At 64.5% G+C, this 23,641-nt stretch carries 23 protein-coding genes and 1 tRNA gene; 7 read left to right on the plus strand and 17 right to left on the minus strand.

Features of this window, described 5'->3' with window-relative positions:
* Window position 1: 1 nt before the first annotated feature.
* On the minus strand, window positions 2-766 hold the full coding sequence (locus tag E3T43_RS05370; RefSeq protein WP_134443964.1) for an SDR family oxidoreductase: 765 nt from the start codon (window positions 764-766) through the stop codon (window positions 2-4).
* 192 nt (window positions 767-958) lie between these two features.
* Between E3T43_RS05370 and E3T43_RS05375 the strand changes: the two genes are divergently transcribed.
* From E3T43_RS05375 to E3T43_RS05390, 4 genes are all read left to right on the plus strand, one after another.
* Window positions 959-1,444, plus strand: coding sequence for an NfeD family protein (locus E3T43_RS05375; protein WP_134442035.1), 486 nt, complete (start codon window positions 959-961; stop codon window positions 1,442-1,444).
* Window positions 1,437-2,486: an SPFH domain-containing protein gene (locus E3T43_RS05380; protein ID WP_134471628.1), complete on the plus strand. Its 1,050-nt coding sequence runs from the start codon at window positions 1,437-1,439 to the stop codon at window positions 2,484-2,486. The genes E3T43_RS05375 and E3T43_RS05380 overlap by 8 nt, the downstream gene beginning before the upstream one ends.
* Window positions 2,487-2,489: 3 nt before the next feature.
* Entirely contained in the window at window positions 2,490-3,254 is a 765-nt protein-coding gene (locus E3T43_RS05385; RefSeq protein WP_241978834.1) for a glycerophosphodiester phosphodiesterase family protein, read from the plus strand.
* 111 nt (window positions 3,255-3,365) lie between these two features.
* Window positions 3,366-3,734, plus strand: coding sequence for an RNA polymerase-binding protein RbpA (locus E3T43_RS05390; RefSeq protein ID WP_134471629.1), 369 nt, complete (start codon window positions 3,366-3,368; stop codon window positions 3,732-3,734).
* Between the two features lie 93 nt (window positions 3,735-3,827).
* On the opposite strand, the gene lnt is transcribed toward E3T43_RS05390, so the two are convergent.
* The 9 genes from lnt to E3T43_RS05440 form a co-directional block, all read right to left on the minus strand.
* Window positions 3,828-5,351, minus strand: a complete 1,524-nt coding sequence (lnt, locus tag E3T43_RS05395; RefSeq protein ID WP_134471630.1) for an apolipoprotein N-acyltransferase — start codon at window positions 5,349-5,351, stop codon at window positions 3,828-3,830.
* 7 nt (window positions 5,352-5,358) lie between these two features.
* On the minus strand, window positions 5,359-7,836 hold the full coding sequence (locus tag E3T43_RS05400; RefSeq protein WP_134471631.1) for an RNA helicase: 2,478 nt from the start codon (window positions 7,834-7,836) through the stop codon (window positions 5,359-5,361).
* A 30-nt stretch (window positions 7,837-7,866) separates the two neighbouring features.
* A complete protein-coding gene (gene tatC, locus E3T43_RS05405) occupies window positions 7,867-8,628 on the minus strand; it encodes a twin-arginine translocase subunit TatC (protein WP_092448602.1) in 762 nt (253 codons plus the stop codon).
* Window positions 8,629-8,675: 47 nt separating this feature from the next.
* Window positions 8,676-8,918, minus strand: coding sequence for a twin-arginine translocase TatA/TatE family subunit (tatA, locus tag E3T43_RS19555; protein ID WP_134471632.1), 243 nt, complete (start codon window positions 8,916-8,918; stop codon window positions 8,676-8,678).
* Between the two features lie 19 nt (window positions 8,919-8,937).
* On the minus strand, window positions 8,938-9,264 hold the full coding sequence (locus E3T43_RS05415; protein ID WP_134471633.1) for a hypothetical protein: 327 nt from the start codon (window positions 9,262-9,264) through the stop codon (window positions 8,938-8,940).
* Between the two features lie 3 nt (window positions 9,265-9,267).
* Window positions 9,268-11,397: a YafY family protein gene (locus E3T43_RS19165; protein ID WP_241978835.1), complete on the minus strand. Its 2,130-nt coding sequence runs from the start codon at window positions 11,395-11,397 to the stop codon at window positions 9,268-9,270.
* 17 nt (window positions 11,398-11,414) lie between these two features.
* Window positions 11,415-12,362 (minus strand): FKBP-type peptidyl-prolyl cis-trans isomerase, encoded by a 948-nt coding sequence (locus E3T43_RS05430; protein WP_134471634.1) that lies wholly within the window; start codon window positions 12,360-12,362, stop codon window positions 11,415-11,417.
* A gap of 129 nt (window positions 12,363-12,491) precedes the next feature.
* Window positions 12,492-13,493 carry a tRNA (adenine-N1)-methyltransferase gene (locus tag E3T43_RS05435; RefSeq protein WP_134471635.1) on the minus strand — a complete coding sequence of 334 codons (1,002 nt, stop codon included), beginning with the start codon at window positions 13,491-13,493 and terminating at the stop codon, window positions 12,492-12,494.
* Window positions 13,490-14,254, minus strand: coding sequence for an HAD family phosphatase (locus E3T43_RS05440; RefSeq protein WP_255454173.1), 765 nt, complete (start codon window positions 14,252-14,254; stop codon window positions 13,490-13,492). Before E3T43_RS05440 ends, E3T43_RS05435 begins: the two co-directional genes overlap by 4 nt.
* 79 nt (window positions 14,255-14,333) lie before the next feature.
* Between E3T43_RS05440 and E3T43_RS05445 the strand changes: the two genes are divergently transcribed.
* Window positions 14,334-15,290, plus strand: a complete 957-nt coding sequence (locus E3T43_RS05445) for a proteasome assembly chaperone family protein (protein ID WP_092448597.1) — start codon at window positions 14,334-14,336, stop codon at window positions 15,288-15,290.
* Between the two features lie 3 nt (window positions 15,291-15,293).
* Here the strand turns inward: E3T43_RS05445 and mshC are convergent, their stop codons facing one another.
* Genes mshC through E3T43_RS05460 form a run of 3 tightly spaced genes read right to left on the minus strand, consistent with a single transcriptional unit; the run spans window position 15,294 to window position 18,893 of the window.
* Window positions 15,294-16,568 carry a cysteine--1-D-myo-inosityl 2-amino-2-deoxy-alpha-D-glucopyranoside ligase gene (gene mshC, locus E3T43_RS05450; RefSeq protein WP_134471636.1) on the minus strand — a complete coding sequence of 425 codons (1,275 nt, stop codon included), beginning with the start codon at window positions 16,566-16,568 and terminating at the stop codon, window positions 15,294-15,296.
* Window positions 16,569-16,611: 43 nt separating this feature from the next.
* On the minus strand, window positions 16,612-17,466 hold the full coding sequence (locus E3T43_RS05455) for an undecaprenyl-diphosphate phosphatase (protein ID WP_134471637.1): 855 nt from the start codon (window positions 17,464-17,466) through the stop codon (window positions 16,612-16,614).
* A 59-nt stretch (window positions 17,467-17,525) separates the two neighbouring features.
* Complete coding sequence (locus E3T43_RS05460; RefSeq protein WP_134471638.1) at window positions 17,526-18,893, minus strand: M20/M25/M40 family metallo-hydrolase; 1,368 nt, start codon at window positions 18,891-18,893, stop codon at window positions 17,526-17,528.
* Window positions 18,894-18,999: 106 nt separating this feature from the next.
* Between E3T43_RS05460 and E3T43_RS05465 the strand changes: the two genes are divergently transcribed.
* Window positions 19,000-19,084: transfer RNA gene (locus E3T43_RS05465), tRNA-Leu, on the plus strand.
* Window positions 19,085-19,194: 110 nt separating this feature from the next.
* On the opposite strand, the gene E3T43_RS05470 is transcribed toward E3T43_RS05465, so the two are convergent.
* Genes E3T43_RS05470 through E3T43_RS05485 form a run of 4 tightly spaced genes read right to left on the minus strand, consistent with a single transcriptional unit; the run spans window position 19,195 to window position 22,679 of the window.
* A complete protein-coding gene (locus E3T43_RS05470) occupies window positions 19,195-20,067 on the minus strand; it encodes an ABC transporter permease (protein ID WP_134471639.1) in 873 nt (290 codons plus the stop codon).
* On the minus strand, window positions 20,054-21,034 hold the full coding sequence (locus E3T43_RS05475; RefSeq protein WP_134471640.1) for an ATP-binding cassette domain-containing protein: 981 nt from the start codon (window positions 21,032-21,034) through the stop codon (window positions 20,054-20,056). Before E3T43_RS05475 ends, E3T43_RS05470 begins: the two co-directional genes overlap by 14 nt.
* 37 nt (window positions 21,035-21,071) lie before the next feature.
* On the minus strand, window positions 21,072-22,220 hold the full coding sequence (locus E3T43_RS05480) for a DUF2092 domain-containing protein (protein ID WP_134471641.1): 1,149 nt from the start codon (window positions 22,218-22,220) through the stop codon (window positions 21,072-21,074).
* Between the two features lie 51 nt (window positions 22,221-22,271).
* A complete protein-coding gene (locus E3T43_RS05485) occupies window positions 22,272-22,679 on the minus strand; it encodes a hypothetical protein (RefSeq protein WP_134471642.1) in 408 nt (135 codons plus the stop codon).
* A gap of 83 nt (window positions 22,680-22,762) precedes the next feature.
* Here E3T43_RS05485 and E3T43_RS05490 point away from each other — a divergent pair, with 83 nt between their 5' ends.
* The gene (locus E3T43_RS05490) at window positions 22,763-23,641 is read left to right on the plus strand and encodes a hypothetical protein (RefSeq protein WP_134471643.1); all 879 of its coding nucleotides are present in this window, start codon (window positions 22,763-22,765) and stop codon (window positions 23,639-23,641) included.

The raw sequence follows: 23,641 nt of genomic DNA on the forward strand, positions 1-23,641 counted from the left end.
GCTATTCGCCCGTAAACCCGATCGTGTCGCCCACGTAGCGGGTGTTGCCGACCGGAACCGGCTCAACCGCAGCGGCTACGACCTCGGCCGCGAACTCGCTGACGTTGTACAAGCGACCGGCCGCTTCCTTACGGGCGCTGAGAGCACCGGGGTTGGACCGCTCGAGCAGTGTCGCCGTGATGGTGCCCTCGATCATGTCGCCGGAGACCACGACAAAGCCGATTCCGGATTCCTCAAGCTGCGGGATCACCGCGCGCAGGGCATCCTCACCGGCACGCTTGCTGCGAGCCACCCGCTCATACTCCGGCATGGTCGGCGTGGTCTTGATGAAGTGCGCCTGGTGGCTGGTGACGTACACGACGCGGGAGTCATCACCGAGCAGCGGGACCGCTTCGTTGAGCAGGTTCACCTGGGCATCGTGGTTCAACGTCATGGCGTAGTCGGCGGCCATGCCACTCTCCATGCCGCCCGAGGCGTTCATCACCAGAATATCGAGGCCGCCGAATTCGGTGCGAATGGTCTCGAACATCGCGGCGACCGAGGCCGGGTCGGTCAGGTCGGCACCGACCGTGATGGCCGTACCGCCGGCAGCGCGAATGGCGTCGGCGAGTTTGTTCGCGCGGGCCTCCTTATTGCGGTAATTAATGACGACCCTGGCGCCGGCTTCGGCGAAGTACCCGACAGTATCGGCACCGATACCGCGGGACGAGCCGGTGACGAGTACACGCTTGCCCTCGAGTGATCCTGCTGCAAGTGGATTGGTCACGGGGGCTCCTTTTAGTTTCATGCACGCCGGTAGTCATGCACGTTAGTCATTCACGTCGAATTTAGATGAGGCGGGCATCGACTGCCACACACTCGCCTGTCGACCATATCAACAAGCACCGGTCGCTCCCCCGGCGTGTTGTCGGTGGCACCTGCTAGTTTCAGAGGAAATGGATTGGGGAAAGTGGCACCCATGGTCGACCTGACTGATTATCTCTGGATTCTGTGGCTCGTCTTCATTCTCGTCGCCGTAACGATCGAGCTCCTGAGCCTGGAATTCACCTTCCTGATGATTTCCATCGGCAGCCTGGGCGGCCTGGGCGCCAATCTGCTCGGTCTGGAGTGGTGGCTGCAAATCGTCGTCGCCGCCGGCCTTTCGGTGCTGCTCCTACTCACCATCCGGCCGTTCCTGCTGCGTGCCCTGCGCAGGGGCGGCGATCCGGCCTTGAGCAATATCGACGCCCTGATCGGCATGACCGGTCGCGTCGTCGCGACGGTAACCCAGACCGGCGGGCTCGTCAAACTGGCCAACGGTGAAACCTGGACCGCGCGCCTGGTCGGACCGGCCGGCACCACCGACAACGGATCCGTTGATCCCGGACAGGCGATCACCGTGCACCTCATCGAAGGCTCCACCGCCGTCGTCATCTCCGCCGAAAGGACCCAGAATCATGCTTGACCCCGCAGCCTTCATCGGACAGATCTTCGTGTTCGCCCTGCTCGCCGTTTTGGCGGTGTTCGTCATCGTCATTTTGTTGCGCGCCATTCGCATCATTCCGCAGGGCAACGCCGGCGTGGTCGAGCGCCTCGGCAAGTACCACAAGACCCTGCTGCCCGGTCTGAACCTGCTCGTGCCGTTCGTCGACCGGGTGCGTCCCCTCCTCGACATTCGCGAGCAGGTCGTGTCCTTTCCTCCGCAGCCGGTCATCACCGAGGACAACCTCGTCGTCTCGATCGATACCGTCGTCTATTTTCAGGTGACGGATGCCCGGGCGGCCACCTATGAGATCAACAACTACCTCGGCGCGGTCGAGCAGCTCACCACGACCACCCTGCGTAACGTCGTCGGTGGCCTGAACCTCGAAGAGGCCCTCACCAGCCGGGACAATATCAACAGCCAGCTCCGCATCGTGCTCGACGAAGCCACCGGTAAGTGGGGCATTCGTGTCGGCCGAGTTGAGCTCAAGGCCATTGAACCGCCGCACTCCATTCAGGACTCGATGGAAAAGCAGATGCGCGCCGAACGTGACCGCCGTGCGCTCATCCTCACCGCTGAGGGAACCAAACAGTCCGCGATCCTCACCGCCGAGGGCGCCCGCCAGGCGGCCATTCTCGAGGCCGAGGGCGACGCCAAGGCTGCCGTCCTGCGCGCCCAGGGTGAGGCCGAAGCGATCACGACCGTATTCAAGGCCATCCACGATGGCGACCCCGACCCCAAGCTGCTGGCGTACCAATACCTGTTGACCCTGCCTAAGCTCGCCGAAGGAAGCGCCAACAAGCTTTGGATCGTTCCGAGTGAACTCACCGAGGCGATGAAGGGAATCGGCAGCGCGTTCGGTGCTCAACAAAGCGGTGCTCAACAAAGCGGTGCTCAACACAGCGGTCCCCAACACAGCGGTCCCCAACAAAACGGTGCCCAGACTGCTGGTGCGAACCCGGCGGATGCTGCCGGCGCGGCCGCACCGGCAGCATCCGCTCCCCCGGTTTCGCCGCAGGGCTAGCCGGTGGCCGAAAATGCCCAGTCGGTGTTTCTCAGCGGGACGCCGCCCCGGGTGTTCGCGCATCGGGGCCTGACCCAGGCCGCCCCGGAAAACACGCTGCTAGCCTTCGTGAAGGCGCTCGCGACCGGAGCCACGCACCTCGAGACCGACGTGCAGGTATCACTCGACGGTGTCGCGGTGCTCAGCCACGACCCCGACCTCACGCGGCTGGGTCGGGATGTGCGCATTGATCAGCTGACCATGGTCGAGCTCAAACGCATCAGTCTGGGCGAGGGCCAGGGGTTCACGTCGCTCAGCGATGCTCTGGAAGCTTTTCCGGACGCCCTGTTCAACATTGATATGAAAAGTGATGCTGCGGCGGAGCCGACCGCGCGGGCGATTCTCGATCAGCGGGCCTCTGAGCGAGTGCTCGTGACCTCGTTCAACGAACCACGGCGGCGGCACGCTCTCAGCCTTCTCCCCGGCGTGGTGTCGTCGGCGTCATCGTCACTCGTGGCCCAGGCCGTCGCCGCGACGAATCTGGGGCTGACCGCCCTGGTTCGACGCACCCTGCAGGGGTGCGTCGCTGTGCAGGTGCCCGAACGCCTCGGACCGGTGCGCATAGTCACTCCCCGATTTATCGCGATGATGCATCGGGTCGATGTCGAGGTGCATGTGTGGACCGTGAACGATCCGATCGACATGATTCGACTCCTCGACAGCGGAGTTGACGGCCTCGTCACGGACCGTGCAGATCTGGCCGTGGCCGCTATTACTCGCCGAACCTGAGAGTTACCTCCCAGAACGGGGGGACTGGGAAGGTTAACGCCCAGCTTGATGGTTTAGAACTATGAAGGCATCGTGATCGATCTGTGATTGCGAGCGAGAGGAGACCACACTATGGCTGACCGCAGTTTGCGTGGCATGAGATTGGGCGCACAAAGCCTGCAGAGCGAAGAAGGCGTCACCTTCTCCCCCCGAGTGGGCCACACTTACCGGTGTGAAACATGCGGACGCGAGACGGTAATGATTTTTTCGGCCGAAGCCGAGGCTCCGGACGAATGGGAATGCAAGTACTGCGCACGGACGGCGACTCGGCTCGTCGACTCCATGCCCGTAGTCGTTGACCACTCCGACGAGAAAATTCCTCGGACCCACTGGGACATGTTGCTGGAACGTCGCACCAGAGACGAACTCGAAGAGCTGCTCGAAGAGCGCCTTTCGGTGTTACGTCTGCGCCGTGGTGGCCAGCAGAAGATCGGTGCCTAACCGCTCAAAACCCCCGCACGACCCCGCACCAACGTGCTTGTACCCCCGTACTTGCACCCGTGGTGGCGGGGTCGTCGTTGGTTAACCCGGATTTTACCGGCGGTGTCGCCGAGCCGCGCCCAGGCAGAGCGCCAGACCAGCCAGGCCCAGACCCGACAGCAACCACTCAGTTCCCCGACCGGCCACCATCGCCGGCGTGATGGTGTCGCTGAGCGGCACCGTCTGCACCATGGCGCCCGCAGTGAAGGTGGGCAGGCTGTCGAGGGTGTCACCGTTGGGTGTGATGATGGCGCTCGACCCGACCGTGGAGATGTTCACAACGGTGCGACCGGTTTGGATCGCACGCAGCCGGGCGATGGCGAGCTGCTGCACGCTTTCATCGGTGTGTCCGAAGTCGGCATTGTTGGTCTGGGCCAGAATCAGCTGCGCCCCGCTGTCGATCATCTCCTGCACGAGCTGGTCATCGGCGATGTCGAAGCAGATTGCGATGCCGGCCAGCACACCGTCGATGTCGAAGACATTGTCGCGGGTACCGATACCGTAGTCGCGTCCGATCAGATCAATCAGCTCCGGCGCGAACGGGCGCCAGAATGCTCGATCCGGCATATATTCGGCAAACGGCACCGGATGCACCTTGTCGTAGACGTCGACGGCCCCGCGTCCGGCCTCCCAGAGCAGAGAACTGTTGAAATAGGTGTCTTCAGGCTGGGTGATCGTGCCCGTGATGAGCGGAGCATCCATTTCGGTGCTGATGTAGTCGAGTACCTGCGCCGCCGCCGCCGAGCGGGTCGGGTCGATGTCGCTCGCGTTCTCCGGCCAGACCACAAAGTCCACGCTCTCGCCGATTAACGGCAGGGTGGCCGAAGTGTGGTCCTGCAGAATCTGACCGGGTGAATACTCCGCAAACAGACCGGCGTCGGCGTTGCCCTGCACCGCGGCAAGCCGGGTCGTGCCGCTGGGCAGCGTCGGCCATGCGGGGATGGCGAGCACGAGGGCGACCGCGCCGACCGCTACGGCTACCCGCAGGGTGTGGGCCAGGTCGGGCTCCCGCAATAGTTGCACGGCGAGGGCGCTCAGCCAGACCAGGATGAAACTTAGGCCGGACAGTCCCACCCAGGCGACGAGCGCGCCGAACGGACTTTCCGACTGGGAGAGCGCGACTCGGCCCCAGGCGAATCCGCCGTAGGGCCAGACCGCGCTGATCGCTTCCCTGGCCGTCCAGAGCCCGGCCACGATGACCGGAACCAGTCCGACGCGGCCCCAGACGCTCGGCCAGAGGCGCGGCCCGTGGCGCAGAACGAGCGCGGTGAGGCCGAGGCCGAGGCCGAAGAACAGGCTTTGCAAGCCACCGAGCGCGAACCACGGCACGAGTCCGAGATACAGAGTGATCCAGTAGATGTGGATCAGCCAGAAGGACAGCCCGGCGACCAGCCCGACCAGCAACCCGGTACCGAGGCTTCGACCGAGCAGCGCCACGAACATGAGCGCCACGCCGACCGGGGCGAGAAACCACCAGTCCCGGTCCGGAAATCCGGCGTCGAGGATGGCGCCGGCACCGGCCGCCACCAGAACGGATGCCCACAGTGGCAGGCTGAACGCACTCTCGCTCCCCCCCATGGCTGGTTCAGGCCACCGAGGAGTACGCGACGATGCCGCGACGGATCGAGTCCATGGCCTCGCGCGCGGTCGGCCCAACGCGACCGTTACCAGCGCTACTGCGCTGGTCAACCTGCACGAGCTGGTCGAGGAGGTCGATGGTCTGTTTGGTCCAGCGCACGAAATCTCCCGCGGCCATTTCGGCTTCGTAGAGCACATCGGCGAGCGACGCGCCGCGGGCCCATTTCCACATGGCCAGGCTAAGGCCAACCGCCAGCGGATTGCTGCCGGGCAGTTTGTGGTCGCGTTCGAGGTCGTCGATGCGGCTCCACAGGTCTTGCGTCTCGTCCAGCGCCGGTCGGAACGGCCCCTTGGGCAGGTAGCGGGCATCGATCAGCCCCTCCTCGCGGCGCGGCTCGAACACCAGAGCGCAGGCCATGGCTGCCAAACTGGCGGCATCGAGGTCCTTCCACAGGCCGCGGCGCAGGGATTCGGCGACGAGCAGGTCCCGCTCGGCGTAAATGCGGCGCAGGATGCGTCCGCTTTCGCTCAACGCGATCGTTCCGCGCGCGTCGGATTCGAGGTAGCCGTAACCGAGCAGAACGTCGGTCACCCGGTCGAAAACCCGCGCGATGGCGCCGGTGCGCTGGGAGATCTGCTGGTTGAGGGCATCCGTCTGCCGCTTGAGCTTGAACCAGCGCTCAGCCCAGCGGGAGTGCGCCTCGCGGTCGGGGCAGTGGTGACAGCCGTGGGCGCGCATCTGCTTGCGCAGGCTGGTCACCTCACGCTGCCGCTTGTCGCGCTCCCCGCGGAGTGAGTTGTCGGCCTTGGTACCTTCACGCTCAACCTCGGTCAGCCGTCGTCGAATGGATGAGTACTCCTCGAAATTGCCGAGGTGGCAGGTCATGCTGGTCTTGAACCCGGCCAGGGACTCTTCCTGCTGACGCACGGAGCGCGCGAGGTCGACGACAGCCCGATCGGCTTGGAACTGGGCGAAGGAGGATTCGAGGACACCTCGGGTACGGGCGACGCCGAACTGATCGATCAGGTTGACGGCCATGTTGAAGGTCGGCTTGAAACTCGAATTCAGCGGATAGGTTCGACGGGAGGCCAGCGACGCGACAGCCTGCGGGTCCAGACCCTGGGCCCACTGGATGACGGAGTGACCGAGCGTGTCGATGCCGCGACGGCCGGCCCGCCCGGTCAGCTGGGTGTACTCCCCCGGCGTGATCGGCACCCGGGCTTCACCGTTGAACTTCTCAAGCTTGTCCAGGACCACGGTGCGCGCCGGCATATTGATGCCGAGGGCAAGGGTTTCGGTCGCGAAGACGGCCTTGACCAACTTTTTTTGAAAAAGCTCCTCGACGACTTCCTTGAACGCGGGCAGTAGCCCTGCATGGTGAGCTGCCACGCCGCGTTCGAGGCCGTCGAGCCACTCGAAGTAGCCGAGCACACCGAGGTCTTCGTCGAGCAGGGTGCGACAGCGGTCGTCGACAATCTGGCGGATTTCGTCGCGTTCGTGTTCCTGGGTCAGGCGCACACCGGAGCGGAGCACCTGACGCACGGCCTGGTCGCAGCCGACCCGGCTGAAGATGAAGAAGATCGCGGGCAGTAGATGTTTACCGTCGAGCATGCGCACGATGTCGCCGCGGTCCATGCGGCCGGCATCGAACTGCGGGCGGTGCTTGTCATGACCCCGATACCCTCCGGAGGAACCGCCCTCCCGGCCGGAGCCACGGCCGCGCCCGCCGGCCGAACGCCCGCCGGCGTGGGCCAGCCGAACGAGTTCGGGATTCACCCGATGAGTGCCGATCAAACCGGTGGAATCGAAGAGATCGAGCATGTTGTTCTTGACCAGAACGTGTTGTTCCAGGGGTACTGGGCGCTCCTCGGAGACAATCACGTCGGTTTCGCCGCGGACCGCCTGCAACCAGTCGCCGAATTCTTCCGCGTTTGACACGGTGGCGCTCAGCGAGACCATCCGCACCGGTTGCGGAAGGTGGATGATCACTTCTTCCCAGATAGCGCCGCGAAAGCGGTCGGCGAGGTAGTGCACCTCGTCCATCACTACAAAGGCCAGGTTGGTCAGCAGGTCAGAACTGGCATAAAGCATATTGCGCAGTACCTCGGTCGTCATGACCACGATGCGCGCCCCCGGGTTCACATTACTGTCGCCTGTGAGTAATCCGACCTGATCCGCACCGTACTCGGCGACAAACTCCTGGAATTTCTGATTGCTCAGCGCCTTCATGGGCGCGGTATAGAACACCTTTGCTCGAGACTGCTGCATCGCGAGGTAGATCGCGAATTCGGCCACGATCGTCTTGCCGGCACCGGTCGGTGCCGCGACGAGCACGCTATTGCCCGCCTCCAGACAAGCGCAGGCCTCGCGTTGAAACGGGTCGAGGTCGAATTTGAGACCGCTTTCGAAGGCCTGAAGTTTTGGCTGGCTGGCCCGGGTGCGAGCGGCCGAGTAGCGTTCGGCCGGCGATTGCGTGTGCGTCACGTGATCCTTAACAGTTACGACAGCGGGCTCCTAGGGTGCCCGGAGTCCAAGTTCCTTCTCGAACGCGAGCACTTTTCTGGCCGCGCGGCGGTCGTGCAGCCAGGCGATTCCATAGGCGGCAAAATACAACATGACCATGGGGATTGCCAGCAGGAACATCGACACGACGTCGGCCGCCGGGGTGGCGATGGCGGTGAAGAGCACGATGACCAGAATGGCGATCCGCCAGGATTTGATGATGGATGCTGCGCTGATGACGCCGGCGAAATTCAAAAGCACGATGAACACCGGAAGGACGAACGCGATCCCGATGGCAACGACGAGCTTGAGCACAAAGTCGAAGTACCCCTGGGCGTTGATGAATGCGGAGTCCTCGGTCGGGGCGAAACTGGTCATAAGTTCGACCACGTGCGGCAGCACGACCCAGCCGGCCGCGCATCCCGCCAGGAACAACGGGATGGCGGTGAACAGAAAACCGAAGGTGTACTTCTTCTCCGTGCGCGTCAGGCCGGGAACCAGGAACGCGAACACCTGGTACAGCCAGACCGGGCTGGACACGATCAAGCCGACATACAGAGAGATCTTGAGCTTGAGGTCGAAGGCGCTCGTGATGTCGGGGTAGTTGATCTGCGCGTTGCGATGTTGGGCGTTGATGATGGCGTAGATCGGTTCGCGCAGCTGGTCCCAGACGAAATCCGAGAGGAACCAACCGGCAATCGCACCGATCAGTAGGCCAGCGGCGGCTAGGTAGAGGCGCTTACGCAACTCGACCAGATGCTGGCCGAGCGACATTTTGCCTTCAACGGGCGTACGCCGACGCGTGCGTACCGCCACGGTGGCTAGGGCTTCGCGGCCGGGTCGGTCGGACCCGCGGACTTCGCGGCGTCATCGCCCGTGGAGCCGCTCGACTGGGTCGGTGCGTTGGGATCGGGGTCGACGCTGTCGCTCTTGATTTCACTCTTGAAGATCTTCATCGACTGGCCGAGGCTCCGGGCGAGTCCGGGCAGTTTGGGCGCACCGAAGAGAAGCAGTACGACAACGAGGATGATCAGGAAATGCCATCCGGTCAGGTTTTGCAGCATGAGGGCGTGTCCTCTTGTGTTAGCGGGTAACGTGGCGGGCGTTCCGCATCAGTTTACCCCGCACGATCCGTACGTCGCGACGCACCTGCCGCCGATGGACGCGTTCCGCTTCGCGCTGCTCGACCTCGTGGCGCAGCGCCGCGAGATCCGTGAAGACGGCCGGTCTGAACTGCTCCGGCCTCGGGCTGACGTCCACGTTCAGTGCGGCGATCTGATCGCCCAGGGCTTCGAAGCCACGGAGCGCACCGAGGGTTTTTCGGTAGAGCCGCACACCGGACCACAACAGAAGGGCGAGGAAACCCAGCGTCAGCGCGCTCCAGATGAGCAGCCAGGACCACCAGGGCATCCGCTAGTCCTCGCTGGCCGGGGCATCGGTGTACTGCGCAACGCCGGCCGCCGCCCACTCGGCGACGACACTGCGTGATTCGGCCGGTTCGAGAACAGTGACGATCCCGGCCAATCCCGCGACCAGTCGTTTGAGGGCGTGGGAGTGGGCGACCCGCAGGGTGGTGCGCGTACGACCCCCCGTACCGACCGGAACCGACCGTTCGGGGCGATAGTCGGCGAGCAACGGCAATGCCGCGGTTTCGAGTTCGAGTCGCACGTCCAGGTCGCCGCTTGAGGCCTGGAACAGGGTATCGGGCAACAGAATATCCGCGGCGTGCGTGCTGCGTGCTCTGCTGGTCGTGCGCGGGTCGCTGATGCGATCGAGACGGAAGGTGCGTACCGCTTCGCGGAGATGGCACCAGCCGCGCAGGTACCAGTCGTTGTCAACAGATTCGATGCGCAGCGGATCGACGAGACGGTGTTCCTGAGCACCGCGGGCGTTTAGGTAGTCGAACTCTACCTGCATCCCCGACGTGAGAGCTGCCTGGAGGAGCGCACGTGTCGCCCCGCCACCGCGCCGCGCGACGGCGAGTTGGGTCGGCGGAGCAGACGCCCCGCGGGTCAATTTGGCCATCAGCGATGCAATCGCATCCGTATCAGCGTTGTCGGGTAGGGCCGAGAGATATTGCAGGCCGGCGATGAGCGCTGCAGCCTCCCGGGCCGAGAACCTGGGCGAATCGTCGATGGCGACCTGATGGGTGAGGACGATGCGGTCGTTCAGCTCGAATTCATCCCAAAGGATGTCGAAGAGATCGCCGTGCAAATACTGACGGGTTTCTCCGGGAATTCCGGATAAGGCGATGAGACTGACCAGGGAGCGCACACGCTCAGGGGGCAGGTCGAAATGCTCGGCGACCTCCGTGACGGTCACCCGACCCTGCTCGATCAGGTACGGAACCAGCGAGAGCAGGAGAGTGAGCTGGTCGCTGGCGATTCGCGACTGCGCGGCCGTCGTGGCCGGTTGCGTTTTGGGTTGCGTCAGGCGGCGGCGCGGCGCCGCTCCGGCTGCCCCGACCGGCAGGTCGGGCGAATGAGCATCGCGAACAGCGAGCAATCGGCTGGTCACGGCCGTGCGGAGTGCGGGAGGACCAACGACGAATACTTCCGGCCCGAAGGCGGCCAATTCGTCGGCTAGAACGTGCAAATCGGTGAAATGCACGACGCGCTCCGGGCTGGACGCCGGGTCAGTTGCCGGGATTCCCGACTGACGCGCGCCGAGGCGCACTGCCGCGTCGGTGCCCGGCTGCACCAGGACGTGCGCGACGTTGCTCGCCCACAGTTCTTCCAATTCAGCCAGGGCGCGGGCACTGTCGGCGGCAGTGCCGGCGGACGCGTCGTTGGCAGCATCGGTGACCGGGGACGGGAACGCCGCCGGTACGACCTTGACCGGTCCCACGATGCGCGAAAGGAGGAAGGTGCGCGGAGCATGAGCGACTTCATCGGTCGCGTAGAGGTGCCAGCGCCCCTCATGCTGCACGAGCGCCCGGGGGACGACCACGCGACGAAGCGGTTTCCTCTTGCCCGGTTTGAGGTAGAGAAAGGCCACTACCTCGGTGCGATCCAGCGCTTTGCTGAGCGGGTCAAAGCTATGGTCCCGCGTGCGCAGCAACGGTGCGTAGCCGAGCACAGGTTCGCTCGAGTCGACGCCGAGCGAATTCAACTTGATCAGGGCGCGACGGGATTCACCGGACAGCGATCCTTCACGCCAGACCGTGCCGGCCAGTTTGAGCAGCGACACTTCGTCGGGAGTGAAGGTCACATCGGCCGGGAGGTCGTACAGCCCTTTCGGTATGCGATAGCGCAAGTGATGGTTGCTGCCCGGATCGTCCGGCGTCTCGATCGTCTCGAGGGGAATGCCCAGTTCCCGAATGTCGTCCTTGTCGCGCTCAAATTGGCGCTCCAAACTACCATTGGGTCCAGCGATCAGGAATCGCTGCCGATAGCCCTGAACGTTGGCGAGGATATCCGCCTTGGTCAGCCCGGTGTCCGTCGCTACGAGCGCCAGGACCAGGCTGAACAGACGTTCCGGAGCGGTGACCGGGCGCGGTTTGGGCGCGTCGCCGCGTTCGTCTGTGTCGACCGGGGAAGGCACGAGGTCACTCCCGCCGTTTAGTTGATGCCGAGGATGTCGAAGACGAAGATGAGCGTGGAATCGGCCGGAACTGCGCCCGACGCGGTCTTACCGTAGGCCTGTGTGGGCGGAATGACGGCGACGATCTGCGACCCGACGGTTTGCCCGGTGAGAGCCGCTGCCATGCCGGGGATGAGCTCAGTGGGAACGAACTCGACCGGGCTGCCGTTCGCCCAGCTGGAATCAAAGACCGTCTTCTCTTTCCAGAGCACTCCGGTGTAGTTCAAGGTGACCGTCGAATCTTCCAGGACCTTGGCCCCGGTGCCCTTCTTGAGGACCCCGATTTCAAGTTCAGTAGGCGCATCGCCGGACGGCACCACGATGCCGGGCGTGCCGTCGGCGTCCAGGACGACCGCGGGAAGACCGTTGGCGACCACCTGGTCTGCACCGTCGGCGCGAGGCAGGAAGGCCTTCACGATGTCGACCACGAGCACGAGGGAGTCCGTCGCCGCGACCTGGAACTGTTCGTTGCCGCCGGCTGGTCCGAAGGCGTCCTCGGGTGCGATGACGATCGCGACACGGGCCCCGACCTGGGCGCAGAGCAGACCGTCGACGAATCCAGGAAGGGTGCTCTCGTTGAGGATGATCGGGACGGCCGTTGAGCCGTCGAAAGCACTCTGCTGGATCGCAGCACCGGTCGTACCGTTGTAGAGGTTGAACTCTGCGGTGATCTTCTGTCCGGGAACGATGTTGTCCCCCGAACCCGCAATCACCTCGGTGCGCTGGGTGGACGCGGACTTGAGGGGCGTCGGAAAAGTGACCTCCGGTGCCGAACCAAAGTCGCCGGAAACTTTCACCAGCTCGGAGGCGGCACCCGCGGAGACCGGTGCGTCACAGGAGGCCTGGACCGTGCCGGGGCTGGCACAGGCGGTCAATGCCGCCATCACGAGTCCGGCGGTGGCGATCAGCGCGGATGCTTTGCGCACAAGTCCTTCTTTCGATACGGGGTTGCTGCAGCACTGGGCGCTGCGCTGGATGCTGTGGGGTCGATCTGTGACCGGGTGGCGCGGCCGAGGCCTCGCACGTAGTACAACCGAAACGGGCCGGGCCCTATCCTAACCGGCGTCGAGGTCTCGAGCTTTGGAGAGGTCTGCGCTGGTCCCGGCGATCCGCACGCGTTTGCGCATGACCTTGGCACTGACATTGCGCTCACCAAGCGCCCCGGGCGTCCACGCCTCGACGTCGGCGTCACTGAAGTCGGTCTTCGACGGTCGCCGTTTCAGTTCGGGCAGAATCGTGTCGGGAGCGAGCCGTCTGGCGGTGATGAGAAAGCCGGTGTGCCCGATCATGCGATGGTCTGGGCGAACGGCGAGTCCCTCGACGTGCCAGCCACGAATCATGGTCTCGCTGGAGTCCGGGTTGGTGTACAACCCGGTACCACGAATGGCCTCGGCCACGCGAGACAGCTGCGTCACCGTGGCAACATAGCAGAGCAGGACCCCGCCGGGCTTGAGGGCGTCGGAAACCGAGCCAAGGCACTCCCACGGTGCCAGCATGTCCAGGACGACCCGGTCAACGCTCTGCGCCGGCAGGGTCTCCGGCAGGGTTTCGGCGAGGTCACCGAGCGTGATGGTCCAGTTCTCCGGATCGTTGCCGAGGAACGTGGCGATATTGTCCCGGGCGACGTCGGCGAATTCTTCCCGCCGTTCGAAGGAAGTGAGCCGACCGGCCGGACCGATCGCCCGCAGCAGCCAGAGCGAGAGCGCTCCCGAACCGACCCCGGCTTCGACGACAGTGGCACCGGGAAAGATATCGGCCTGGGCCAAAATCTGGGCAGCATCCTTGGGATAGATGATGGCCGCGCCGCGCGGCATGCTCATCACGAAGTCCACCAGCAGGGGGCGCAGCGCAAGATGCTCGACCCCGACGTTGTTGGTGACGACCGATCCGTCGGGCTGCCCGATGATGTCGTCGTGCGCGAGAATTCCGCGATGCGTGTGAAAGGTCAGGCCAGCCTGGAGCGAAATGGTGTTCATTCGTCCCTTCGGTCCGGTGAGTTGCACGCGGTCGCCGACGCGAAAGAGTCCACTGTTTTGGATTACCTGGTTGTTGCTCATGCGAGTGGTGCGCTTTCGTGTTGGGCAGCCCGGGTGGGGGCGAGAAGATGAACGGGTTCGGAAAGTTCAGCGGTGGAGAAACGATAGAGCGCTGCCAGATCATCAATCGTGCGACCGACCAGCGTCGACCAGCGGGTGTAGTCGTCGCTTTCCGGCAGGTCGATCTGGTGGGGCACAGCGATGGTGATGGTACCGGCGGCCACAGCCGAGGCGACGCCGGGAACGGAATCCTCAATGGCGATGCACCGGCGCGGATCGACGCCGAGCCGTTCGGCGGCCACGAGGTAGGGGTCAGGGTGCGGCTTGCTGTTGGCGACCATATCGCCGGCGATAACCAGGTCGAACGCGGGAAAATCGATCAGGTCGATGATCTGCCGAGCCATGCGCTCGACCGACATAGTGACGAGCGCAGTGGGCACTCCCGCCGCCTTCAACTCCTGCAGGAGTTCACGAGAACCGGGGCGCCAAGGAATACCATGCTCGGCCAGCTGCTGCTGCACCCGGTCGGTGAGGCGAGCGACAATGGCGTCTGGCGTGAGATCCACCCCGCGGGACTGCAGAATCGCCGCAGAGTTCCACAGTCCGGAGCCGACCAGCAGCATGCCATCATCATGCGTCCAGACGCCGCCGAATTCAGCGACCAGCTCCGTTTCCGCACGCATCCAGTACGGTTCGGTGTCGACGATGGTCCCGTCCATGTCCCAGAGGACGGCGGCGGGAAGGGAAACGGGCGCGGAGGGCGGCACAGGAGAAACATTCACGGGGTTCAAGTCTAGGGCCACCGCCTATCCTTGACTGAGGCGCTCCACCGGGAGGCCGAAAGAATTGAGGACATACACGGTGACTGACGGTATTGGGTTTCTGGGCGGGCGGCTTCTCGTCGTTGCTTTCGAGGGCTGGAATGATGCCGGCGAAGCTGCGACCGGGGCAGTACGTGCACTCAAGGACCTCCTCGACGTCGAGGTCATTACCGAGGTCGATCCGGAACTGTACTTTGACTACCAGTTCAACCGACCGACCGTGTCGACCAATGAAGACGGCGTGCGTGCCATCGGGTGGCCGAGCGCGATCATGTACGGACCGACGGCCGCCGGCCCGGTCAGCGTTCCGCTGGCCGAGGACGCCGAGTTGCGGGTCAGTGGTACGAATGCCGGCAACATCTACCTGCTCATCGGTACCGAACCGTCACGAAGTTGGAAGAGTTTTGCGGCGGAGATTCTCGACGCTGCCCTCGCCGCCGATGTCAGCGGTGTGGTGTTTCTGGGAGCGATGCTCGCCGACGTTCCGCATACCCGACCCATTTCCATCTTCGTGTCGAGCGACAACTCGAAGGTACGCGGCGAATTGCAGATCGAACGAAGCAACTACGAGGGGCCCGTCGGCATTCTCAGCGTGCTGTCGGACGCCGCCGAGACGGCGGGCATTCCGACGCTGTCGATTTGGGCATCCGTTCCCCACTACGTGCACAATGCGCCGTCCCCCAAGGCGATGCTGGCCTTGATCGACAAGCTGGAAGAAGTGATCGACGTCGTGATCCCCCGTGGTGCGCTCGTCACCGAGGCGGCCGAATGGGAAACCGGGATCGATGTGCTGGCCGGTGAGGATGAAGAGATGGCCGCCTACATCGCCCAGCTTGAGCAGGCCCGCGATACCGTCGACTCCCCCGAAGCGAGCGGCGAAGCCATCGCGCAGGAGTTCGAGAAATACCTGCGTAAACGCGGCACTGACGGACGCGATGGACGAGCTGACGGTCGACCCGACGGGCCGGGCAGCCGGCCAGAGGGCCCGCGGCAGTAGGTTCTAGAGCTCCACGCCGAGCAGGGCATGGACGGCGCGATGGACGAGTTCAGGGGCGTCAACGGTGTCGGCTGCAGCGTGGTCGAGAATGCGCAGCGCCTCCGGCGTGTCCAGATCGTGTCGGAGAGCCAGACGAAGCGACTGCACGATTGCTGTCGCTGAACCGGAGGCACCGGCGCCGAACGTGGCACCGGCACCGAAGGCCGTCGACCAGCGGGCCAAACGCTCCACCCCTTCGTCGAGCAGGGAGGACGTCCACTCCCAGTCGGTGCGATAGTGGCGGTTGAGCAGGGCAAGACGAATGGCCCGGGGATCGATGCCCCTGGCCCGCAGGCGCGACACCAGCACGAGGTTTCCGAGCGACTTGCTCATCTTCTCCCCCCGGTAGGCGACCATGCCGGTATGGCTGTAGACGCCGGCGAGCGGATGCCCGGACAGCCCTTCCGCGTGTCCGGCGCTCATGTCGTGGTGCGGGAAGATGAGGTCGGATCCGCCGCCCTGCACGGTGAAGTCGGTGCCGAGCTCTTTCAGGGCGATGACCGAGCACTCGATGTGCCAGCCGGGTCGCCCCGCACCGACGAGGGATTCCCAGGCCGGTTCTCCGGCCCGGGAGGCCCGCCAGAGCAGCGGATCGAGTCGGTCGCGCTTGCCCAATCGGTCAGGGTCTCCCCCGCGCTCAGCGAACAGTCGGAGCATGCTCACGAGGTCGAGGTTGCTCTCCTCGCCGAGCGTCCAGCCCGTGTTCGCTTGCGCTGCTGCGATATCGAAGTAAAGATCGGCGGCGATCTGCCCGTCAGCACCGGCCACAGCATCGTCGGTCGGCACGGGGTAGGCCAGCCCGGCATCGCGAAGCGCGGCGACCGCCTCAGCGATCTCGTCGATGACCTCGGTCACGGCGACGAAATCGTTCGGTGGAATGATGCTGAGCGCTTGCATATCGGTGCGGAACAGCTCCACCTGAGATGCGGCGAGGTCGCGCCAGTCCACGCCGGTGGCTGTCGCCCGCTCCAGGAGCGGGTCATCGACATCCGTCACATTCTGGGCATAGTGCACCCGGAAACCGGCGTCGATCCAAACCCGCTGCAGGGTATCGAAGGCCAGGTAGGTGTTGGCGTGACCAATGTGCGTCGCGTCGTAGGGCGTGATGCCGCAGACGTACAGACGGGCCGCATCGCGTGGCTGTGCCAGCACCAGGCTGTCCGTTTTGGTGTCGTGGAGCCAGGGAGCACTGGATTCCCCGGGGACAGAGACAATTTCGGGTCGTTCCCATGCACGCATACAACCAGCCTAGCTTTCAAAGGGCGGTCGCCTTGCGAGCGGGCTAGGCGGAGATGACGTTCGTGCCGAGGAGCACGAACAGCACGATGCCGAGCACGATGCGGTAGATCACGAACGGCAGGAAGCTGCGCTTGGAGATGTAGTTCATGAAGAACGCGATCACGGCGAGGGCCACGAAGAAGGCGATGACGGTGGCCACGAGGGTTTCCAGCGGGCCGAAGATTTCGGTCGTGCAGTTGGCTGCGCCGGCCAGACACGGCTCGGCAATGGACTTGTAGATCTGGAAGAAGCCGCTGCCGAGCACCGCCGGAATGGCCAGTAGGAATGCATAACGGGCGGCGGCAGCGCGCTCATAGCCGAGAAACAGTCCGGCCGTGATTGTTCCGCCGGAGCGCGACACCCCAGGGATGAGGGCGAGGGCCTGGGCGAATCCGAAGATGACGCCGTGACCGACCGTGATGTCCTGCAGCCTGCGCCGTTTGGCTCCGACATGATCGGCGATTCCGAGCAGAATGCCGAAGACGATGAGCATGGTCGCGGTGATCCACAGCGACCGCAGCACGGTCTCGATCTGGTCCTGGAACAGCAGTCCGAGGATGATGATCGGCAGCGACCCGAGAATGATGAGCCAGCCCATGCGGGCATCCGGATCTGTGCGGGGAACGCTGCCCCCGAGCGATCTGGCCCATTGGCCGATAATGCGCACGATGTCGCGCCAGAAAAAGATCACCACGGCCGCCTCGGTGCCGATCTGGGTGATGGCGGTGAAGCGTGCCCCGGGATCTTCGCCGGTGCCCAGAAACTGGCCGACGATGGCGATGTGCGCGCTCGAGGATACCGGGAGGAACTCAGTCAGGCCCTGGACCAGACCCAGGATGATCGCATTCAGAAAGTCCACACGCTTCGCTTTCTCAGATTATTCAAGGGATGCCCGCTCCGCGTCGGATCCAGGGCTTGCTAGTAGCTGGAGAGCAGGTCGGTCAAAACCCGCCTGCCAAACACTAATGCGTCGAGGGGCACTCGTTCATCCACGCCGTGGAACATGGCCGGAAAATCGAGGTCGGGCGGCAGTCGCAGCGGGGCAAACCCGTAGCCCTTAATGCCGAGCGTGCTCAGTGCCTTGTTGTCCGTTCCGGCGGACAGCAGGTACGGCAGCACCGGCGCTCGGGGATCGTGGCGCTCCAGGGTGCTCACGACGGCGTCGATCAGCGGACCGCTGAACTCGGTCTCGAGGCCGATATCGCGGTGCATCGTCACGATTTCGATGTCCGCACCGACGATGTCCTGAATCTGAGCGAGCACGAGGTCTTCCTCCCCCGGCAGCGAGCGGATGTCGATCAGCGCCTCGGCCGCGTCCGGGATCACATTGTGCTTATATCCGGCGGTGAGGCCGGTCGGGTTGGCGGTAGTGCGCAGGCTGGCCTGGATGAAGCCGGAGGCGGTGCCGGTCGCCAGGGCGAGCTCGTCGGGGCCGACCTGCTGCGGATCCACGTCGAGAATGCGTGCGATCTCGCCGAGCAGCTGTTCGGTCGTGTCGGTGAGCCGAATCGGCCACTCGTGACGCCCCAGTTTTGCCACGGCCTCGGCGAGCCGGGTGATCGCGTTGTTCGGATGCATGCGGGAGCCATGCCCGGCCTCGCCACGGGCCACCAACTTGATCCAGATAAGGGCTTTCTCTCCGGTTTGCAGCAAGTAGGCGCGTTTGCCGCCGAGGGTGATGGAGTACCCGCCGACCTCGCTGATCGCCTCGGTCGCACCGTCGAACAGGTGCGGGTGTTCGTTCACCAGAAAATGGGAACCGAGCACACCGCCGGCCTCTTCATCGGCGAAGAAGGCGATGACGAGGTCACGCTCCGGCGCACCGCCGGAGCCGATCACGTCCTGCAGTGAGGCCAGAATCATGGCGTCCATATTCTTCATGTCGACCGCGCCGCGCCCCCAGAGCAAGCCGTCCTTGATGACGCCGGCGAAGGGGTCGACACTCCAGTTTGCCGGGTCGGCCGGCACCACGTCGAGGTGCCCATGCACGACCAGGGCCGGTCGGGAGGTATCGCGACCCTGCACCCGCGCCACCACGCTGGTGCGGCCAGGTTCGGAATCGAACAGTTCCGGCACGAGGCCGAGGGCTCGCAGCTTCTCAGCAACGTACTCGGCCGCATCCGTTTCACCGTTTGAACGACCCTCACCATAATTTGTGGTGTCGAAACGGATGAGATCGCGCGCGATTTCGGCGGTCAGATCGAGTTTCGCAGCGGCCGTTCCGGGTGACGCACCCGCTGAATCAGCGGAACTTGCGGCCGGAATCGTGTTCGGGGAGGAAGCCATAACCACACGCTACCCGTCGCCAACGGGCGCAGTGACACAACGGGCGTTCTAAACCGTGCTAAGTTATTACCTCGGCAGCCGGTTCATCCGGAGGCCGTTTCACCCAGTCCGGGTGGCGGAATTGGTAGACGCGCTGGCTTGAGGTGCCAGTGCCCGTTAAGGGCGTGTGGGTTCAATTCCCATCTCGGACACGGAGATTTCTTTCAAGAAATCAACGAGGACTGGTTGAGACAGTTCACAAGGCCGGATCCCCTGGATCCGGCCTTGTCTCGTTAAGATTCATAGCAGTGACGGGAGTCGGTCAGGACAGGATGTCCCTGGTCACGAATCGGCTATAGGCCAAAGCCCCGAAAACGGCCACGTAGCAAAACTGCACGATCGCGTTCTGGCCAAACGAACCCAGGTCGAGCGGTTGCCGGAGCAGATCGGCGAAGCCGAGCCAGTAGTGACTGAACAGCCACGGGTGCAGCCAGTCGAGCTGCGGGATGACGTCGAGTATCTGCGCGATCACCGAGACCACGATTGTTGCCGCCATGGCTCCGACGGGCACATCGGTGAGGGTAGAGATGAACAGTCCGATCATGGACAGTCCGAGCAGCGACACCGTGACGTACGCGGCCACCAGCAGCGACCGCAACAGCGATTCAGGCACGCTGATGGTGTCGCCGGAGAGCAGCGTCACTGGCCCGACCGGGAACAGTGCCGCACCGATGAGTGCGCCGGACACGGTCAGCGTCAGCGTCGCGACGAGGCAGAACAGGGCAGCGCCGGCGTATTTGACCAACAGCAGCCGTACGCGGCCGGCTGGGGCCACCAGGAGGTAGCGCAGGGTGCCAAGGCCCGCCTCCCCCGCGATGGTGTCTCCGGCGACGACTCCGATGGTTAGTGGCAGAAACAGGGGAATGGCGACCACCATGGCGGTGAAGCCGACGAACAGGCCGTTCTGGGTGACCCGGTCGAGGAACGGCGGCCCCTCCCCCGGGTCCAGCGTCGACGAGGACAGACGCACGGCCACGGCGAGCAAAATCGGGATGAGCGCCACCGCGATGAGCATGGCCCAGGTACGACGACGACGAAACAGTACGGAGATCTCCGAGCCGAGCAGATCCCAGCCTCCCGCGCGGGCTGACAGAACGCGCTCCGGCGTCTGCGGCAGGACTTCACTGGACGACATCAAAACCCTCCCCGGTCAGTGCGACGAAACGTTCTTCCAGGCTGGGTTCCACGATGGCGAAACCACGGATGCGAACGCCACCGGCCACGAGAGCCGTCACGATGGCCTCCGGCTGCCAGTTGGTGTCCCCGAGCGGCGCAACGACGACCGCGTCGGCGGCATCGCTCGTGGCGTGTGCTGGCCCGAGCCCGAGGTGGGTGAGCACCCGGAGGGCGCCGGCGGCGTCCGGTGTGCGCAGGTGGACCCGTGATTCACCCACCTGCCGCAGCTGGGCCAGGGTGCCCTGCGCAACGAGGCTGCCCGCACTCATCACGGCGGCGTGCGTGCACATCTGCTCGACTTCGGCGAGCAGATGGCTGGACACGAACACGGTCGTGCCCTCGGCGGCCAGCGAGCGCACGAGGCTGCGCACTTCACGCATGCCCTGCGGGTCGAGGCCGTTGGTGGGCTCATCGAGCACCAGCAGCTCGCGTGGGAGGATGAGCGCGTTGGCGATGCCGAGCCTTTGTTTCATGCCCAGTGAATAGGCGTGCACCTTCTTATCGGCAGCGTGGGAGAGACCGACCCGTTCGAGAGCACCCTGAACTCGGGCCCGACGGGTACCGCGTGGAGCGAACCGATCAGCGGTATCGAGGCGCCGCAGGTTTGCCGCACCGGACAGAAACGGGTAAAAGGCCGGACCTTCAACGAGGGCGCCGACGCGGGGCAGCACCTCGCGCAGTCGGGCGGGCATGGACTGACCGAGCACGCTAATGGTGCCGCTCGTCGCCTGGGTGAGTCCGAGGAGCATGCGGATGCTCGTCGTTTTGCCCGATCCATTGGGCCCGAGAAAGCCGAAGACCGAGCCGCGCGGCACCATGAGGTCGATGCCTTTCACCGCCGTTTGCGAGCCGAATTTTTTGGTGAGCCCCCGGGTCTCGATCGCCAGACCGTGACCCGGGCTTGCGGCTGTCACGGTGCCGGTCATCGTGCCGTGCGCAGGATGCCGGTCCCGGACACCGTCGTCACTCCGCGGCGGCCTGCAGCGCGGCGAGCGGAACCGCGCCGGCGAACACCCGCCCGTCGTTGCTCAGGAACACCGTGACGAGGGAGGTGGTCACGGCACGGCCACCGTCGACGGCCGTGGTCAGCTGGTCAAGCATGGGGTTGGCGCTCAACTCGGCCGGCACGGCCGCTGCCGGCACCTCGACGATGGTGGACCAGCCGGTACCCGTCACGACGGGAACCTGGCCCGCTGCCGGGCTGTGATCGCCCGGCTGGTCGCCGGTAGCGCCTTCCATCGGAGCCGGCACGGCCTGTTCCGTCACGGTGGCCGTGGCCGGAGGCGTGAAGGCGAACAGGTCGGCGTTCGGGGCCGCGAAGTCGATGGCGGTGAAGCCGACCTGGAATGCCGGCGCGCTCTGCCCCAGGGCCAGCACGGTCACCTGAAGCGGCAGCCCGGTTTCGGAGTCAACGGCGATAGAAACGGATGCGACGAGCGTTTCAGTCGTTTTTGGCGTGAGGACCAACTCGTACACGCTGCGCCCCGCGACTCGGGCATCGGTGCCGACCGAGACCGTCGTGCTCGGGTCGAGCTCGCCGAGGAAGCGCTCGGCGAGCTGTGCCGGCGTCGCGAGGTCGGTGGGCAGCTGTGACTGCAGTTCGGCGGACTTCGCCTGGGCGGTAGCTTCAAGGTCAGCGGGAAGGCTTAGGTGGGTGGCCGCGTTCGTGCTGGAGTCATACAGCCAGATGTCGCTGCCGTTGTGCACAACATCACGTTCGGCCATGCGGTCTTTGATTTGCACCCGGGACTGGCTTTCGCCGCCGACATACACTCGAAATTCGTGCGAGCCGCTCAGCAATTCGAGGGCCGTGGTCACTCCCAAAGGAATAACGCTGTCGTTGCCTTCGGGCAGGGCTCCCTTCATGGATTCGCTCATGCCCGCGCTGAGGCCTAATGACGGAAGGCCCAGGTCCGCTGATTGTTCAACGGTTCCCGAGAAAGCGGACACCGTGCTGTCGTTCACCAGAAGGAGAACCTGCTCCGGTGTCTTGTCCGGCAGATCGACGGTGGCACCGGCCTGAAGCGGCACAGCAATGACGGCAGCGACGACGACTGCCGGAACGACGAACGCCGGGAGCCAGCGGAGAGAATTTCGAGACACGAGCTTCATACCGCGATCGTACGCCCCGTACGCCGCACTCAACCGGTGGGGTCAGCGTATTTACAGGTCCCCGGACTCGCGGCTATCGCGGGTCGGTTCGCTCCGGCTCGGTGCCTCATCGGTGATGCCGATGAACTGACTGCCGATGCCGTCGCACTCGGTGCGTCCGAGGCCGTCGGCCGGATCGGGCAGTTCATCCGCCCGGTGGTTCGAGCAGGTGATGTAGGTGAAGGGCGGCCACCATTTCTTGGGCCGCACGGCCTCGGTGTAGCCACAGATGGTGCAGGTGAGCGACGCCCAGACCGGCTTCTTTCCGGTGCGATTCGCGCGCGACTGCAGCAACCAGGCCGGCGGTTCGGCCTCCAGCCTGGCCAGCTGAGCTTCGCTCAGGCGCGACGGAATACCGTGGCGGGTGGCCATTTCCAGGGGGATATCCAGGCGCAGTGCTACTTCTCGTCGCGTAATCATCTCGAACTACGATAGGCGCTTTTTGGGGGCCGCGCGGAGCATCCGTTCGCAGCAGGCGCCCGTCACTGTGGGAGAATGACCCAATGCCAAACACTCCGTCCCCGCTGGGGCTGCTCCTGGACGTGGACGGGCCGATTGCGAGCCCGATCACCCGCACGATCAGTACGCCGAGCATTGTGACCGACCTGATCACCCTGGCCGGTGCGCACGTGCCGATCGCCTTCATTACGGGGCGGTCTGCCGATTTCATTCGCGAGCAGGTCGTCGCGCCGCTCGTGGCCGCGGGTCTGCCCGAGAATTTTCGCATGTACGGGGTGTGTGAAAAGGGTGCTGTTTGGTTTCCGATCGGGTCAGACGGCATGGGCACAGTCGTGGTTGATCGGGCCGTCGCCCTACCGCTGGCCGTCACCGACGAAGTGCGCCAACTGGTCGCCGACTCATTCGCCGCCGAGATGTTCTTCGACGAGACCAAGCAGGCGATGATCTCGGTTGAGCAGCGCACCGATGTCAGCCGGGAGGCCTTTCAGGCCCGCCAATCCGAGTTCAATGACGCCGCTTTCGCCATTATGGTCAGGCACGGGCTCGGCGTTCGATTCGAGGATCGCGAAAGCTCCGATGCGTCGGGGCAGATTCCGTTTCGGCTGGACGCCACCATCATTTCGACCGATATCGAATCGGTCACCTTGGACAAGGACCATGCGGCCAAGCGGGCGCTCGATTTCTTTGCCGAGAGCGGTCCGCTTCCCCGGTTGTGGCGGTCGGTGGGTGATTCATGCAGCGACTACCGTATGGCCGACCACCTGCACGAGGCCGGCTATGACGTGTCGCACGTCGACGTGCGCCCGGCCGATGGAATTCTCGACCGGCCGTATCCGGTCATCGTCATCGGTGATCAGATTCACGATGAAGCCGGGGCGACTTTTCTGCGTTACTGGGTCGACAAGTTGGCGCTGCCCGCCTGA

The organism is Cryobacterium sp. Hh7 (genome assembly GCF_004403155.1).
Lineage (GTDB): Bacteria > Actinomycetota > Actinomycetes > Actinomycetales > Microbacteriaceae > Cryobacterium > Cryobacterium levicorallinum.

What these genes read in the sequence shown, in the direction of transcription:
- E3T43_RS05375 (WP_134442035.1), top strand. Translation starts at nt 959, where the DNA reads ATGGTCGACCTGACTGATTATCTCTGGATTCTGTGGCTCGTCTTCATT.
- E3T43_RS05380 (WP_134471628.1), top strand. Translation starts at nt 1,437, where the DNA reads ATGCTTGACCCCGCAGCCTTCATCGGACAGATCTTCGTGTTCGCCCTG.
- E3T43_RS05390 (WP_134471629.1), top strand. Translation starts at nt 3,366, where the DNA reads ATGGCTGACCGCAGTTTGCGTGGCATGAGATTGGGCGCACAAAGCCTG.
- lnt (WP_134471630.1), bottom strand. Translation starts at nt 5,351, where the DNA reads ATGGGGGGGAGCGAGAGTGCGTTCAGCCTGCCACTGTGGGCATCCGTT.
- tatC (WP_092448602.1), bottom strand. Translation starts at nt 8,628, where the DNA reads ATGTCGCTCGGCCAGCATCTGGTCGAGTTGCGTAAGCGCCTCTACCTA.
- tatA (WP_134471632.1), bottom strand. Translation starts at nt 8,918, where the DNA reads ATGCTGCAAAACCTGACCGGATGGCATTTCCTGATCATCCTCGTTGTC.
- E3T43_RS05415 (WP_134471633.1), bottom strand. Translation starts at nt 9,264, where the DNA reads ATGCCCTGGTGGTCCTGGCTGCTCATCTGGAGCGCGCTGACGCTGGGT.
- E3T43_RS05435 (WP_134471635.1), bottom strand. Translation starts at nt 13,493, where the DNA reads ATGAGCAACAACCAGGTAATCCAAAACAGTGGACTCTTTCGCGTCGGC.
- mshC (WP_134471636.1), bottom strand. Translation starts at nt 16,568, where the DNA reads ATGCGTGCATGGGAACGACCCGAAATTGTCTCTGTCCCCGGGGAATCC.
- E3T43_RS05460 (WP_134471638.1), bottom strand. Translation starts at nt 18,893, where the DNA reads ATGGCTTCCTCCCCGAACACGATTCCGGCCGCAAGTTCCGCTGATTCA.
- E3T43_RS05470 (WP_134471639.1), bottom strand. Translation starts at nt 20,067, where the DNA reads ATGTCGTCCAGTGAAGTCCTGCCGCAGACGCCGGAGCGCGTTCTGTCA.
- E3T43_RS05475 (WP_134471640.1), bottom strand. Translation starts at nt 21,034, where the DNA reads ATGACCGGCACCGTGACAGCCGCAAGCCCGGGTCACGGTCTGGCGATC.
- E3T43_RS05480 (WP_134471641.1), bottom strand. Translation starts at nt 22,220, where the DNA reads ATGAAGCTCGTGTCTCGAAATTCTCTCCGCTGGCTCCCGGCGTTCGTC.
- E3T43_RS05485 (WP_134471642.1), bottom strand. Translation starts at nt 22,679, where the DNA reads ATGATTACGCGACGAGAAGTAGCACTGCGCCTGGATATCCCCCTGGAA.
- E3T43_RS05490 (WP_134471643.1), top strand. Translation starts at nt 22,763, where the DNA reads ATGCCAAACACTCCGTCCCCGCTGGGGCTGCTCCTGGACGTGGACGGG.